This window comes from Nonomuraea sp. NPDC059023, from assembly GCF_042740095.1.
Taxonomy (GTDB): domain Bacteria; phylum Actinomycetota; class Actinomycetes; order Streptosporangiales; family Streptosporangiaceae; genus Nonomuraea.
The window spans coordinates 72,266-85,304 of record NZ_JBHYIO010000029.1 but is presented as its reverse complement, the minus strand read 5'-3'; the positions used below and the strand labels follow the sequence as shown (position 1 = coordinate 85,304).

The 13,039-nt window shown below is 70.0% G+C and carries 15 protein-coding genes; 8 read left to right on the top strand and 7 right to left on the bottom strand.

Annotated elements, in window-relative coordinates:
• Positions 1–39 precede the first annotated feature (39 nt).
• The gene (locus tag ACFWYW_RS39145) at positions 40–390 is read right to left on the bottom strand and encodes a VOC family protein (protein WP_379616298.1); all 351 of its coding nucleotides are present in this window, start codon (positions 388–390) and stop codon (positions 40–42) included.
• A 57-nt stretch (positions 391–447) separates the two neighbouring features.
• Here ACFWYW_RS39145 and ACFWYW_RS39140 point away from each other — a divergent pair, with 57 nt between their 5' ends.
• The gene (locus tag ACFWYW_RS39140) at positions 448–978 is read left to right on the top strand and encodes a helix-turn-helix domain-containing protein (protein WP_379616300.1); all 531 of its coding nucleotides are present in this window, start codon (positions 448–450) and stop codon (positions 976–978) included.
• A 99-nt stretch (positions 979–1,077) separates the two neighbouring features.
• Entirely contained in the window at positions 1,078–2,055 is a 978-nt protein-coding gene (locus tag ACFWYW_RS39135; protein ID WP_379616302.1) for a TAXI family TRAP transporter solute-binding subunit, read from the top strand.
• An 11-nt stretch (positions 2,056–2,066) separates the two neighbouring features.
• Here ACFWYW_RS39135 and ACFWYW_RS39130 read toward each other — a convergent pair whose 3' ends face one another.
• Complete coding sequence (locus ACFWYW_RS39130; RefSeq protein WP_379616304.1) at positions 2,067–3,482, bottom strand: ATP-binding protein; 1,416 nt, start codon at positions 3,480–3,482, stop codon at positions 2,067–2,069.
• A 6-nt stretch (positions 3,483–3,488) separates the two neighbouring features.
• Positions 3,489–4,151: a response regulator transcription factor gene (locus ACFWYW_RS39125; RefSeq protein WP_379616306.1), complete on the bottom strand. Its 663-nt coding sequence runs from the start codon at positions 4,149–4,151 to the stop codon at positions 3,489–3,491.
• Positions 4,152–4,295: 144 nt separating this feature from the next.
• Here ACFWYW_RS39125 and ACFWYW_RS39120 point away from each other — a divergent pair, with 144 nt between their 5' ends.
• The 4 genes from ACFWYW_RS39120 (at position 4,296) to ACFWYW_RS39105 (ending at position 8,296) form a co-directional block, all read left to right on the top strand.
• The gene (locus ACFWYW_RS39120) at positions 4,296–5,297 is read left to right on the top strand and encodes a tripartite tricarboxylate transporter substrate-binding protein (protein WP_379616308.1); all 1,002 of its coding nucleotides are present in this window, start codon (positions 4,296–4,298) and stop codon (positions 5,295–5,297) included.
• Position 5,298: 1 nt separating this feature from the next.
• Positions 5,299–5,760, top strand: a complete 462-nt coding sequence (locus ACFWYW_RS39115; RefSeq protein ID WP_379616311.1) for a tripartite tricarboxylate transporter TctB family protein — start codon at positions 5,299–5,301, stop codon at positions 5,758–5,760.
• Between the two features lies 1 nt (position 5,761).
• Positions 5,762–7,267, top strand: a complete 1,506-nt coding sequence (locus tag ACFWYW_RS39110) for a tripartite tricarboxylate transporter permease (protein ID WP_379616313.1) — start codon at positions 5,762–5,764, stop codon at positions 7,265–7,267.
• A 207-nt stretch (positions 7,268–7,474) separates the two neighbouring features.
• Positions 7,475–8,296 carry a hypothetical protein gene (locus ACFWYW_RS39105; protein WP_379616315.1) on the top strand — a complete coding sequence of 274 codons (822 nt, stop codon included), beginning with the start codon at positions 7,475–7,477 and terminating at the stop codon, positions 8,294–8,296.
• Between the two features lie 411 nt (positions 8,297–8,707).
• Here the strand turns inward: ACFWYW_RS39105 and ACFWYW_RS39100 are convergent, their stop codons facing one another.
• Entirely contained in the window at positions 8,708–9,277 is a 570-nt protein-coding gene (locus ACFWYW_RS39100) for a DUF6506 family protein (RefSeq protein ID WP_379616317.1), read from the bottom strand.
• Between the two features lie 84 nt (positions 9,278–9,361).
• The gene (locus tag ACFWYW_RS39095; protein ID WP_379616319.1) at positions 9,362–9,751 is read right to left on the bottom strand and encodes a hypothetical protein; all 390 of its coding nucleotides are present in this window, start codon (positions 9,749–9,751) and stop codon (positions 9,362–9,364) included.
• Positions 9,752–9,864: 113 nt separating this feature from the next.
• Here ACFWYW_RS39095 and ACFWYW_RS39090 point away from each other — a divergent pair, with 113 nt between their 5' ends.
• Together ACFWYW_RS39090 and ACFWYW_RS39085 are read left to right on the top strand one after the other, a co-directional pair.
• On the top strand, positions 9,865–10,383 hold the full coding sequence (locus ACFWYW_RS39090) for an SMI1/KNR4 family protein (RefSeq protein WP_379616321.1): 519 nt from the start codon (positions 9,865–9,867) through the stop codon (positions 10,381–10,383).
• Positions 10,380–10,919, top strand: a complete 540-nt coding sequence (locus tag ACFWYW_RS39085) for a transposase (protein WP_379641219.1) — start codon at positions 10,380–10,382, stop codon at positions 10,917–10,919. The genes ACFWYW_RS39090 and ACFWYW_RS39085 overlap by 4 nt, the downstream gene beginning before the upstream one ends.
• 160 nt (positions 10,920–11,079) lie before the next feature.
• On the opposite strand, the gene ACFWYW_RS39080 is transcribed toward ACFWYW_RS39085, so the two are convergent.
• Together ACFWYW_RS39080 and ACFWYW_RS39075 are read right to left on the bottom strand one after the other, a co-directional pair.
• Entirely contained in the window at positions 11,080–11,703 is a 624-nt protein-coding gene (locus tag ACFWYW_RS39080) for a response regulator transcription factor (RefSeq protein ID WP_379616323.1), read from the bottom strand.
• Positions 11,700–12,902 carry a sensor histidine kinase gene (locus ACFWYW_RS39075; RefSeq protein WP_379641209.1) on the bottom strand — a complete coding sequence of 401 codons (1,203 nt, stop codon included), beginning with the start codon at positions 12,900–12,902 and terminating at the stop codon, positions 11,700–11,702. The genes ACFWYW_RS39080 and ACFWYW_RS39075 overlap by 4 nt, the downstream gene beginning before the upstream one ends.
• Positions 12,903–13,039 lie beyond the last annotated feature (137 nt).

Below are 13,039 nucleotides of genomic sequence, written 5' to 3'. Positions count from 1 at the left end.
AGCCCGGCCTCGCGGCGACGGGCTGGCCGTCCGGTCGTCTTACGGGGCGCCCTGCTCGGCCGACTGGTCCATGACGAGGATGGTCGCGCCGCCCGGGTCCTTGTAGGTGGCCTGGAAGCCGCCGGGGATCTCCGCGGGCGGCTCGACGACCGCCAGCGTCTCCGAGCGGGCGGCGTGGAAGGCCTGGACGCTGTCGACGACGAACACCGGCGAGACCGGGGCGTTCGGGTCGTGGGTGTCGAGCATGATCTGCGTTCCGCCGTCCGGCAGCGCCAGGGCGACGGTCGAGTCGCCCTCGCGCCACTGCTCGGTGAAACCGAGGCTGTCGCGGTACAGGGCGAGCGAGGCCTTCAGATCAGAGGTCGGGACGAACAGGAACTCGAGCTTCATCGTGATTCCTTCTGATCGTAACTAGATTTGTTCTCAGCATAACGGCATTATGGCGGTGTGCGCGAATGGATCCCGGTATCAACCTCCCCCAAGGGCCGACTCGTCCTCGCTGCGGTCAAGGAGTTCGGAGCGCGGCCTTTCGACGAGGTCACGGTCCAGGATCTGGCGGCCGCGGCGAAGGTGACGACAGGCACCATCTACCACCACTTCGGCAACAAGCTCGGGCTGTACGCGTTTGTGCGGCAGGACGTCGAACGGCGCCTGCTGGATCGGATGGAAGGCGCCATGGCGGCCGCGGGAGCGACCTCGGATCACTCAGCGGCGGTGACCGCCGCGATGCTGATCGGGCTGGACTTCGCCGTCGGTGCGAACTTTCTCCGCATCCTGGCGGACCCTCCCCCAGAAGCAGGCGACGACCGGCTCGCCGAACTGCTCAGCCACGGCACCGCCCCGCCGGCGCCCCTTCTCGGCCGTGTACTCGCGGCAGCCTGGCGCGCCGCCCTGACGGCGATCGCCGAAGGCGCGCAACCGGAGCAAGCCCGCGCCGCCCTCGCCACCATCAGGGTGAACGGACCCGGCAGCGCATGAGGCCCGGCACGGCATCGACCTGGACACCGCCGAGAGCGAGGCCGACGAGATGAACGCCTACCTATCGCCTGTCGTCATAGACGTCCCTATCATCTCGCCATGGTGTCGAATGCGGTGCCCCGGCTCAGCCGGCGGGCGGTGCTCGTGGCCGCCGCCGGGCTGCTGGCCGGGTGCGCCGGGTGCTCCGGGTGCGCCGCGGGCACGGAGGCCGACGAGGTACGGCTGCGCCTGGCGACGGGCCCGGCCGGGGCGGTGTACCGGCGGATCGGCGGCGCGCTGGCCGAGCACGTCTCGCAGCAGGTGCCGGGCGTGACCATGACCACGGTGCCGAGCGGTGCGTCCACCGACAACATCCGGATGTTGCGCACCGGGGAGGTCCACCTCGGGTTGTCCAGCCTCGACGCGCTCATCACCACCGACGGCGGCGCGCCCCCGGGGCTGTCGGCGGTCTGCCGGCTCTACGACAGTCATCTGCATCTCGTGGTCATGGCCGGATCGCCGATCAGGGCGCTGCGCGACCTCGTGGGCAAGCGGGTCTCCCTGGGTGCGCGTGACTCGGGCACGGAGTTCACCTCGCGGCGGGTGCTGGAGCTGAGCCGGGTCGCGGCGGAGGCGCGGCTCCTGAGCCAGGCGGAGTCGGCGGCGGCCCTGCGGGACGGGGCGATCGACGCGATGTTCTCGCTGACCGGGGTCCCGACTCCGGCGATCACGGAGCTGGCGCTGCGGCACCGGGTGCGGCTGATCCCTCTCGACTCGCAGGTGGACGCGCTCTTCACCGCCTATCCCGGCCCATACAGCCCGGGGACCGTCCCGGCGACCGCCTACGCGGGGGTCCCGGCGACACCCGCTATCGCCGTGCCGAACGTGTTGCTCGTGCGCGACGACGTGGCCGCCGATCTGGTGTACGCCATCGCCGACACGATCTTCACGCACACCCGGGCGATCACCGGGGGCGGGGGCTCCGGTCCCGAGGCGGTGCCGGAGGCGTGGCACATCAACGTGCGTACCGGGATCTCCACCGGCCCGGTGCCCCTGCACCCGGGCGGGGCCGCGTGGTTCCGCGACCGTAAGCACTGACCGGTTGCCGTCTATCCGGCCTCGTCCGGTACGGCGGGCAGCGTGATCACCGTCGCGAAGCCGTACCCCCGGCCGTGGGTGGAACCGTCGGGACGCGGCAGCCCGTCCTCGATGCGCAGCCCGCCCCCGGCCGCGACGACCAGGTCGGCGCAGATCGCCAGGCCCAGCCCGGTTCCAGGGATGTTCTGGTGCCGGGGTGAGCGCCAGAAGCGCCGCAACGCCTGGGACCGTTCGGGCTCGTCCATGCCCTGGCCGTCGTCGCGGACGGCGATCGTGATCACCTCGTCGCGGGCGCGGGCGGAGACTTCCACGAGGCCCGCGTCCGACAGCCGCAGCGCGTTGCTGACCAGCTCGTCCAGGATGCTGCCCAGCCCGCCGGAGGGTTCCAGGACCCGCAGGCCCGGCGGCACGTCGACCGACAGCCGTTGCCCCGCCGTACCCGTCAGTGCCCGCCAGCGCTCCACCCGGGTGGCCAGGACCTCGTCGAGGTCGACGGGCGAAGCCGTACGGATGCTCTCCATGCGGGCGCTGGCCTGCAGCGAGTTGAGTAGGTCCTGCATCGCCTTGGCCTCGTCGACGGCCATGTCGTAGACCGGCCGCCCCTCCGCCCGGAGATACGGCTCGATGCTCTCCACCGCCAGGCGCAGGCTGGTCAGGGGGTTGCGCAGCTGGTGGGAGGCGTCGGAGACGAACGCCCGTTGCCGCCTGACCGCGTTCTCGACCGCGTCCATCATCGTGTTGAACGAGCCGGCGAGGCGCCGCAGCTCCATCGGGCCCGCCTCGGCGTCCGCCCGGATCGTGAGATCGCCCTGGGAGATGCGCGAGCTGGCCGCGTCCAGCTCGCGCACGGGCCGCAGCACCCACGCCGACACCGGCCAGGCGACGGCCACCAGGCCGATGAGCGGCAGCAGTCCGAGTCCGGCCAGCTGGGCCCAGCGGACGAGGATGCGGTGCCTGGTTTTCGACAGGTCCGAAATGGTGACGACCGCGCCGACGACCTCGCTGTCGCGGCCCACCGGCTCGGCGACGACCAGGGCGGCGTCGTCCCACGGCGCCCACTCGCCCGACGGCTCCGAGCGTGTGCCCGCCAGCGCCGCCGTCACGATCCCGGGCAGGGCCGGCTGGGCCCGCGCCGCCTCCAGGTAGGCGCCCGACGGCCCCAGCAGCACCGCGCCCGAGGTGTCGATCACGGCGGCCCGGATGCCGTAGAGCTCGTGGTAGGTGGCGAGTTCCTGCTGCAGCGCCTGCGTCCGGCCCGTCGACAGCGCGGCGTCGGCCAGCGAGGCGAAGCGGCCCGCGTCGTTGAGCCGGTCGACGTAGGTCTCCTGCATCTCCCGCTCGGCCACCGTGACGCTGAGCGGCGCCCCGAGCGCCACGACGAGCAGTACCGCGAGGGGTACCAGGACGACCAGCAGGCGGCGGTGCACGGCGGGTCAGGCCTGGACCCGGTAGCCGACCCCGTGGACCGTCCGGATGGGGACCGCCGGACCGAGTTTGTGGCGGACCGCGGCGATGTGGGTGTCCAGGGTACGGCTGGAGGCCTCCCAGGCCGCGCCCCAGACCTGGTCGAGGATGGTCTCGCGGCTGACCACGTTCGGCGCCCGGCGGGCCAGCAGCAGGAGTAACTCGAACTCCTTGCGGGTCAGCGCCATGGGCACGCCGTCGACGCTCACCTCCCTGGTGCCCAGGACGATCCGCAGCGGGCCCAGTACCAGCGGCTCGTCCGGGTGGCTCAGCGACCGGGCGACCCTGGTGCGCCGCAGGACGGCGTCGATCCTGGCCAGCAGCTCGGGGACCCCGAACGGCTTGACGATGTAGTCGTCCGCGCCTGCGCGCAGCCCGCGTACCCGCTCATGCTCCTCGGAGCGTGCCGTCACCGCGATGACCGCGGTCTCCGGACGGTCGCGCAGCTTGCGGATCACGTCGAGCCCGTCGCCGTCGGGCAGCCCCAGGTCGACGAGGACCACATCGGCCGGATCAGCCTGTACGGCTTCCGCCGCGGTGGCGATCCGGCTGACGTCGAACCCCGACTGAGTCAGTACGGTCACCAGCGCCCGAGCCACGCGGTCGTCATCCTCGATGATGGTGATCCGCATGAAGGCGGATTGTAGGCGTATGTCCGATGCTTGTGTCACCCCCGAATTTCTTGGGATTCTTTTGACACCATCCGCGCTCTCGCCATCCCAGACTTAGGCCGCGCACTACGACACCTGCGCCTGCCCTGCCGAGGAGGCCGCGATATGCCTACGACCAGCACAATACGGATGATCGCCGCGATCTGCGTCCTGTCCCTCACCGCCGCCTGTGGCGCAGGCGGGAGCGCGGGCGGCGGCGGAGGCTACCCGGAGCAGAACATCACCATCGTGGTCCCGTTCAGCGCGGGCGGCCCCACCGACACCGTCACCCGCATGATCGCCGAGCCGATGGCCGCCAAGCTCGGCGCCAAGATCGTCGTCCAGAACGTCGAGGGCGCGGGCGGCACCGTCGGCGCGGACGAGGTCGCCAACGCCAACCCCGACGGCTACACCGTGCTGATGCACCACATCGGCATGTCCACGGCCCCGGCCCTCTACGCCAACCTCGGCTTCAAGCCGCTGGAGAGCTTCGAGATGATCGGCCTGGTCACCGAGGTGCCCATGACGATCGTCGCGAGCAAGAACTTCGCGCCCAAGACGCTGCAGGAACTGGTGACCTACGTGAAGGCGAACGCCGCCAAGGTCACCCTGGCCAACGCCGGCGTCGGGGCCGCCTCCCACCTGTGTGGCCTGCTGTTCCAGACGGCCGCCGGGGTCAAGCTGCAGGAGGTCCCGTACAAGGGCACGGGGCCCGCGCTGACCGACCTGGTCGGGGGCCAGGTCGACTTCATGTGCGACCAGACGACCAACACCAGCGGCCAGATCAAGGCCGGCGAGGTCAAGGCCTACGCGGTCACCACGCCCGAGCGGGTCAAGAGCCTGCCCGACCTGCCCACCACCGCCGAGGCGGGCCTGCCCGGCCTCAAGGTGAGCGTCTGGCACGGCCTGTACGCGCCCAAGGGCACACCACAGGACGTCGTGCAGAAGCTGACGGAGGCGTTGAAGATCGCACTGGCCGACCAGAAGGTCATCGACCAGATGGCCAAGCTCGGCACAGAGCCGGTCAAGGCCGCGGACGCCACCCCGCAGGCGCACCGCGCCAAGCTGCAGGAGCAGCTCGGCATCTGGGCCAAGGTCATCGCCGACGCAGGGGTCAAGGCCTCCTGAGGTGAAGCGCAGCCGATCCTTTCCCGACGTCCTCGCCGGGGGAATCTTCGTCCTGATCGGCGGCGCGTTCGCCGCGGGGTCGCTCGGCTACGAGCTGGGCACCCCGCTGCGGATGGGCCCCGGCGCCTTCCCGCTGCTGGCGGGGTTGATCGTCGCCGCCTTGGGCCTGGCGATCGTCGTCAAGGGCCTGGTGGCGGGCGAGGTGATCGCGTTCGGGCCGATCCCGTGGCGGGCCGTCGCCGCTATCACCGCCGCGCTCGTCTTCTTCGGGCTCACGGTCCGCGGCCTCGGCTTCGTCCCGGCCTCGGCCGTGACCGTCCTGCTGACGACGCTGGCCAGCACCCGCGTACGCCCGCTCACGGCCGTGGCGGTGACGGCCGGGCTGACCGCGGCGGCCACCCTCATCTTCGTCGTCGGACTGCGGCTGCGGATCCCTCTGATCGGCCCGTGGCTGGGAATGTGACATGGACCTCCTCGACAATCTCGCCCTGGGCTTCTCGACCGCCCTGCTGATCCAGAACGTCGTCTACTGCTTCGTCGGCGTCCTGCTCGGCACCGCGGTCGGCGTCCTGCCCGGCATCGGGCCGACGGCGACGGTGGCGATGCTGCTGCCGATCACCTTCAGCTTCGAGCCGGTCACGGCGCTGATCATGCTGGCGGGCATCTACTACGGCGCGCAGTACGGCGGCTCGACCACGGCCATCCTGATCAACCTGCCCGGCGAGTCATCGGCGGCGGTTACCGCCCTCGACGGCCACGAGATGGCCCGCCAGGGCCGGGCGGGCGCGGCGCTGGCGGCGGCCGCGGTCGGCTCCTTCATCGCCGGGACCGTGGCGACCGTGGCGCTGGCCGTCGCAGCCCCTCCCCTGGCCCGCGTCGCGTTGCAGTTCGGGCCCGCCGAGTACTTCTCGCTCGTGCTCCTCGGCCTCGTCGTCTCGATCTCGCTGGCACGCGGCTCGGCGCTGAAGGCCCTGGCGATGATCGCGCTGGGCGTGCTGCTCGGCACGGTCGGGCAGGACATCTACACCGGCACCCCGCGTTTCACCTTCGACCAGCGTGAGCTGTTCGGCGGCATCGACTTCGTATCGGTCGCGGTGGGCATGTTCGGCGTCGCGGAGATCCTGCGCAACCTGGAGAACGAGCACGCCCGCACCGCCATCGCCGCCCGGGTGCGCAACCTCTGGCCCACCCGAGAGGACCGCCGCCGGATCATCGGCCCGATCCTGCGCGGCACCGGGCTCGGCGCCGCGCTCGGCGTGCTCCCCGGCGGCGGTCACGTACTGGCTTCGTTCACCTCATACGCCGTCGAGAAGCGCGTCTCGAAGCGCAGGCAGGAGTTCGGCCACGGCGCGATCGAGGGGGTCGCCGGTCCCGAGTCGGCGAACAACGCCGCGGCGCAGACCTCCTTCATCCCGCTCCTCACCCTCGGCCTGCCCGCTCACCCGGTGATGGCGCTGATGGTCGGCGCGTTCATCGTCCACGGCATCACCCCCGGACCGAACGTCATCACCGACGAGCCGGCGCTGTTCTGGGGCCTGATCGCCTCGATGTGGATCGGCAACGTGCTGCTGGTGCTGCTCAACCTGCCGTTGATCGGCATCTGGGTACGCATGTTGCGCATCCCCTACCAGGTGCTCTTCCCGATGATCATCCTGTTCGCGGCGATCGGGACCTACTCCCTGGGGTTCAACGCCTACGACGTCTACGCGATCGTCTTCTTCGGGCTCCTGGGGTACGTCCTGATCAAGTGCGGCTGCGAGCCGGCGCCGCTGCTGCTCGGGTTCGTGCTCGGACCGCTGATCGAGGAGAACCTGCGCCGGGCGCTGATCATCTCGCGTGGCGACGCGACCGTCTTCCTGACCCGGCCGATCTCGGCGGTACTGCTGGGGCTGGCCGTGGCGGCCCTGGTCATCGCGGCGCTCCCGGCGATCCGGCGGCGTCGCGAGATCGTGTTCACCGAGGAGGACTGACCCCATCGCTGGTCCCGCACGGGCAGGCGCGCGCGACCGCCCAGCCGTCCAGGGCTCAAAGGCCACCGGATCTCAGGGCTGGACCGGTTGCGCAAGAGCCCGACGGATGTGCCCGTCATCGCGACGGACAGGCCAAGAACGCTCCCGTACCCGCTTGCCTCGTGGACACCCGCCCACCAGAATGTCGTTCTAGAAAGGGGGTCGGACATGAAGGCAGCACGCGTCGCCTGGCGCCGCCTCGAACCGGTGCACGGCATGATCTACTTCGTCCCCGAGGCCCATGACCGCTATGCCGCGCTGGGCCTGAAGGACCGGGCCGGCTACTTCGCCTCCCGCTCGGCGCCGTTCGGGCGAGCGTCCGCGGAACTGGTCATCGCCACCTTCTACAACTTCAACCCCGACCTGGTACGGCGCGCCGTACCGGCGGCATGGGACATCACCACCCCCGACAAAATCCTCGACGCCCGCCGCGAAGCCGCGGCCGCGGCCCTGCACAGGGCCGGAATCCACGAGCAGCCGACCATGCCGGAAACGCTCGCCCTGGCCAAAAGAGCGGCCGAGGCGGCGTGCGAGCATCCGCACGGCCGCCCGCTGTTCGCCGCGCATGCCACGCTGCCCTGGCCGGACGAACCGATCGAGCAGCTATGGCACGCCCAGACGTTGCTGCGCGAATTCCGCGGCGACGGCCACGTGGCGACCCTGCTCACCGAGGGCATCGGCCCGCTGGAGGCGCTGGTCCTGCACGCCGCCAGCGGCACGGTCCCGCCGGTGTTCCTCAAGGTCAGCCGCGCCTGGCCGGAGCAGGAGTGGGCGGCGGCCGAGCAGCGGCTGCGTGAGCGCGGCCTGGTCGAGGGCGAGGAGCTCAGCGAGCAGGGCAGAGCGTTGCGCAAGCACATCGAAGATCGCACAGACGAACTCGCGCTGCCCGCCTACGCCGCGCTGGGCGAGCACGGCTGCGAACGGCTAGCGGAGATCTCCCGGCCCTTGGGCAGAGCCGTGGTGGATCAAGGCCTGCTGAACCTCGGCTGACCGCCGACTCCCGAGCACCCTGTTCCTCCCCTGATCACCTCGGGCAACGGGCCGGACGAACCACCACGGCAGCAGGCCGCCGCGCGGACGGGTCCAGGCGTGCGCGGCCCGCTGCCGACCGGGACAGGGCTGCCCACCAGAGCCGGAGACGCACTGGCCGAACAAGCCCCGCCGGCCTTACCGGCGTGCTGATCGCCGCTGCGGCATTCATGTGGCGGCGCGCCCGGCGCCGCCGGTCCGTGGCCGCCGGAAGCTGCGGCTGCGAGGACTTCCGCCGGGACCGGCGAGCCCACCAAGCTGTGGACTCGCGGCGGAACCAACCCGGCGAACCTCGCCTACCAACCGGCTGTGGATGCTGAACGAGGCGCCCCGCCAAGCGGGTGGTCTACCACTGGCCACACAGACCCTTTCTCAGAACGCGCTCATGCCCACGGGAACCCCGGCCTCGACGGCCGCACGGATGACCGGCTCGGCGTCGTCCGGACGGCGCCCGCCGTACACCTCGATGAGCTGCAGCTCACCGGCCATGGCGGCGGCCGCCGCGGCGGCGCCGGCGAGGTCGGGAACCCCCAGCAACGTCGTGCGCCCGCCCTCGTCCCGATGCCGCACCACACGGTCGGACTCGGGATCGGCGCCCGGGTGCACGATGAGGAACGCCTCCGCCAGTACCTCGCCCGCCTCGAACCGCGCCTTGTAGTCGGCGACGGACGCCAGCGACTCGAACCCGTAATAGATCGCCCCGACCGGGACACGCTCCCCCAGGACCCGGCGCGCCTCGGCATGCCACACGGCCCCGAACCCGCCGCACAGCTCGAACCGGTCCACACCCTCATCGGCCAGCCGCTTCACCAGACCGGCCAGCCGCCCGGGCTCCGGTACGGCGCGGACTCTGGTCCGGCCGTGCTCGTTCTCGATCACCAGGACGTCGGCCAGCGGGTCGGCGCCCACCTCTTCATAAATGATCACTCGGTTTTCGCTCATGAGTTTAGTCTGCAACCTCAACCAATATCGAGGTCAACCACTCCGACTGGCGGCCTTCGCCGCACGTCACCCCCTTGGGCGGCCTCAAGAACCGCCAGCGCCCGGAGCCGTGCCATGTCTGTCGGTGGCAGCGGCACGTTCGCTCACCGCTGACGGCCCTAGACTCGCAACGGCTTTCTCGGCGATCGCCGCCACGGCACGCTCCTTGGCGAGGCGGGCAAGGGCTTTCGTCGCGATCACGTGGCGCGGGTCGGCTTGGCCCCGGTAGGGATTCGGAAGTTCGCACGACACGATGGCGATCAGCGGGTCGATGATCAACGGATCGTCGAGGTTCGCGAGAGTCGTGACCGCCGCGAGCGCGACTGCACGGTCCTCGTCAAAGGCGAGTGAGGCCAGCCGCACAATCCCGGCGGTCGTGGCGCATCGCGACAGCCGGACAAGTACGGTCGAACCAATCTCAAGAGAATGCAGCAAGGGGCTGGCCCATGGGTCCGGGGACCTCCATGATATGCCCCAGACGGAGGACGGACCGATTACCGAGGAGACGCACTCGATGCACTTCAGGAACCATAATCAACTGCACTGGAATGACGAGCGGCAGGGCTGAGTTGATGATGAACGCTGTCGAAGCGAGTGAGCGATTGATCGAGTTGGTTCGCGGGAACGATGACATAGTGAATCACGCCGACGGTTGTGACGCAGGGGTGATTGCCGCCGCCGAGAGTGCCCTGGATGTGGCTTTTCCTCCCTCGTACCGCCGCCTGGTCGAAGAGTTCGGGACCTGGGACATCGCTGGCGAGGAATTCCTCGGCGTATACCAGACGCCCGCACTAGGGGTAAAACTGTTGGGGTCAGTGGCTGAAACCATAGATACTCGCAGTCAATATGGACTGCCATCTGATCTGATCGTTGTGATGTTCGATGGAATGGGTGGCCTGGTCGTCCTCGACTCCTCTCATGCGAATCAGGAAGGCGAGTTCCCCGTCCTCGTCTGGAATCCCGGAGTTGTAGACCGCAAAAATATGGAGAAGCTCGGGGATGATTTCGGATCCTTTGCGCTCTCTCTGTGTCAGCGGGCCGTAGAGCGCTGGCGGGAGTCTGACTGAATCTGAAGCCGTACGCGAGCGACTTATCCGATGAGCGGTGGGCATTGATCGAGCCGATGCTCACGGCGTGGAGGACCGCCCATCCCTCGGTCAGCGGCCACCAGGGCAGATACGGGTTGTGCGAGATCGTTAACGCGCTGCTGCAACAGAGCAGGACCGGGTGTCAGCGGAACTTGCTGCCCCATGACCTGCCTCCTCGGAGGGCGGTGTTCTACCGCTACGCAGGTGGCGTGAGGATGGCACGGACAAGACCATCCACGACCTGCCGCGCTTTCAGGTGCGGGAGGATGAAGGGGAGATCAGCCGACCCGAGCCTGGTGGTGCTCGACACCCAAAGCGTGCGTACCGCGACCACGACCGGCAAGGACGCGGCCAAGCAGATGCCCGGCCATGGGCATCCTGCGGCACCTTTTGTGCCTCCCAGGTCTATCTGGCCGGGAAGGACCTGCTCGCGGTCCAAGCCGTCCCCGGGCACCCATCAAGGAGGCCTGGATCGCGGGCCAGCAACGCGTCGCCTGGAGGGACTTCGGCGATGAAGTGGAATCTGCGGCTGGCCGTGCCAACCGCGGCAGCTGCAGGGCTCTCTCCTGGTGGTAGGCCACGATCACGCGCTGCTGTTGCTATAGCGGTGCGCGGAATGGCGAGCTCAGCTGCTCGGTATGGGGGATCTGGCCGGGGCTTGCAGGTGGCTTCCGCTTATGGCGGGCGGATGAGGCCTCGCTTGGAGGCGGCGGCGACGGCGGCGGTGCGGGAGTCGACGCCGAGTTTGGTGTAGATGCGCACCAGGTGGGTCTTGACGGTGGTCTCGCTGAGGAACATGGCCTTGCTGATCTGCCGGTTGGACAGGCCCGTCGCGACGTGGCCGAGAACCTCCAGTTCGCGGGGGGAGAGTGTGGTGTCGGGGGTGCGGACCCGGCCCAGCAGGCGTGAGGCGACGCTCGGTGCCAGGGCGCTGGCTCCGGCGGCCGCCGAGCGGATGGCGGCGTGCAGGGCGTCCGATGGGGCGTCTTTCAGCAGGTAGCCGGTCGCGCCCGCCTCGATGGCGGCCACGATGTCGGCGTCGGTGTCGAAGGTGGTCAGCACCAGGACCCGGGGGCCGTTCAGCGCGACGATCTGCCGGGTCGCCTCGCTGCCGTGCATGCCTGGCCCGAGTTGGAGGTCCATCAGCACGACGTCGGGCGCGAGCGTGCGGGCGAGCTCGACGCCGTCTTCCGCGGTGGCGGCCTCGCCGATGAGTTCGAAGTCGGGCTGTCCGGTCAGCATGGCGCGGATGCCGGAGCGGACGACGGGGTGGTCGTCGACCAGGATGAGCCGGATCATGCTCCCTCCCCGCGGGGCAGAGGCAGGGTGGCGACGACGGCTGTGCCGTCCCCGGGAGACGACTCCACGGTCAGGGTGCCCCCGAGGGTGCTCACGCGCTCGCGCATGGCCCGCAGGCCGTATCCGGTGCCCGTCGCCTGTCCGGCGGGATCGCTCGGGTCGAAGCCGTGGCCGTCGTCGTAGACGTCCAGCATGACCATGTCGTCCAGGTAGGTGAGGGTCACGGCGGCATGTTCGGCTCCGGCGTGGCGGCTGACGTTGCCCAGCGCGCCCTGGGCGACGCGCAGCAGCGTGACGTCGTAGTCGGCGGGCAGCGGGAGTGGGGTGCCCGAGACCTCGAAGCGCACCGTGGTGCGGGTGCCGGCCACGGCCGTGTCGCTGATCCTGCGCAGCGCCGCGACCAGCGAGGAGTGTTGAAGGGCGGGCGGGGCCAGGTCCCGCACGAAGTTGCGCGCCTCCTCCAGGTTCTCCTTCGCCGCCGCCTCCGCCTCGATGATGCGGTGCTCCGCCTCCCCCGGATCGTTGGCGAGGTCGCGGCGGGCGGCGCGCAGCAGCAGGATGATGCTGGACATGCCCTGCGCGAGGGTGTCGTGGATGTCGCGGGCCAGGCGTTCGCGTTCGGCCAGGCGGGCGGCGTCGCTCTCCGCCTCGACCAGTTTGCCGCGGGTACGGACCAGGTCGTCGATGAGCAGGCGGCGTTCCTCACTCTCGGCGTAGAGCGCCTTGTAGACCATCGCCATGAGGGTGGCCACGGCGGCGCCGATCGTCGGCCCGATGATCTGCGCGGGACTCAGCCGGCCCGCATGCCAGGCGGCCGCCACGATGGCGGCGATGGTCAGCACCGCCACCCCGGGCAACGCCACGCTCAGTGGTAGAAGGTGGAGGTAGGCGAAGAAGAGCGGGAAGGCCAGCCAGACGAACTGCGGCGCGGCAACGGCCAGCGCCGCCCACCCGAGTGTGATCACCCCCAGCCAAAGGCGCCCCAGCCGCAGGTGCGTCCGCCCGCCGTAGTGCGGCAATCGCCCTTCGATGAGGATGCCCGCCGCGTACAGGACGCCGAGCAGTGTCCCCCCGATCGCCGGCAGGGCCTGACCCTGCCGAGCGACGCCGAGCACCGCGATCACCAGGAGAATCGCGAAGGTGCCGTGGATCGCCCAGCGAAGCAGCCGCAGAGCGGGCGGGAACAGATAGTCAGACATTTCTCACTCAGCGTACGCAGTGGCGATCGCCTGCCGCGTCGTTCAAAAGAAGTATTCCGGACCGACCGAGTGCACGATGTGCGGGAACCCCGGTGACCAGCAGGCTGCGGCAGTCAGATTCCACTTCGTCCGAAATG

Bases quoted from the DNA above. Each gene is read 5' to 3' on its own strand.
- ACFWYW_RS39080 (WP_379616323.1), bottom strand. From the start codon at position 11,703: ATGATCCGGCTCATCCTGGTCGACGACCACCCCGTCGTCCGCTCCGGC.
- ACFWYW_RS39090 (WP_379616321.1), top strand. From the start codon at position 9,865: ATGACGAGCGGCAGGGCTGAGTTGATGATGAACGCTGTCGAAGCGAGT.
- ACFWYW_RS39120 (WP_379616308.1), top strand. From the start codon at position 4,296: ATGCCTACGACCAGCACAATACGGATGATCGCCGCGATCTGCGTCCTG.
- ACFWYW_RS39110 (WP_379616313.1), top strand. From the start codon at position 5,762: ATGGACCTCCTCGACAATCTCGCCCTGGGCTTCTCGACCGCCCTGCTG.
- ACFWYW_RS39135 (WP_379616302.1), top strand. From the start codon at position 1,078: ATGGTGTCGAATGCGGTGCCCCGGCTCAGCCGGCGGGCGGTGCTCGTG.
- ACFWYW_RS39125 (WP_379616306.1), bottom strand. From the start codon at position 4,151: ATGCGGATCACCATCATCGAGGATGACGACCGCGTGGCTCGGGCGCTG.
- ACFWYW_RS39075 (WP_379641209.1), bottom strand. From the start codon at position 12,902: ATGTCTGACTATCTGTTCCCGCCCGCTCTGCGGCTGCTTCGCTGGGCG.
- ACFWYW_RS39145 (WP_379616298.1), bottom strand. From the start codon at position 390: ATGAAGCTCGAGTTCCTGTTCGTCCCGACCTCTGATCTGAAGGCCTCG.
- ACFWYW_RS39105 (WP_379616315.1), top strand. From the start codon at position 7,475: ATGAAGGCAGCACGCGTCGCCTGGCGCCGCCTCGAACCGGTGCACGGC.
- ACFWYW_RS39100 (WP_379616317.1), bottom strand. From the start codon at position 9,277: ATGAGCGAAAACCGAGTGATCATTTATGAAGAGGTGGGCGCCGACCCG.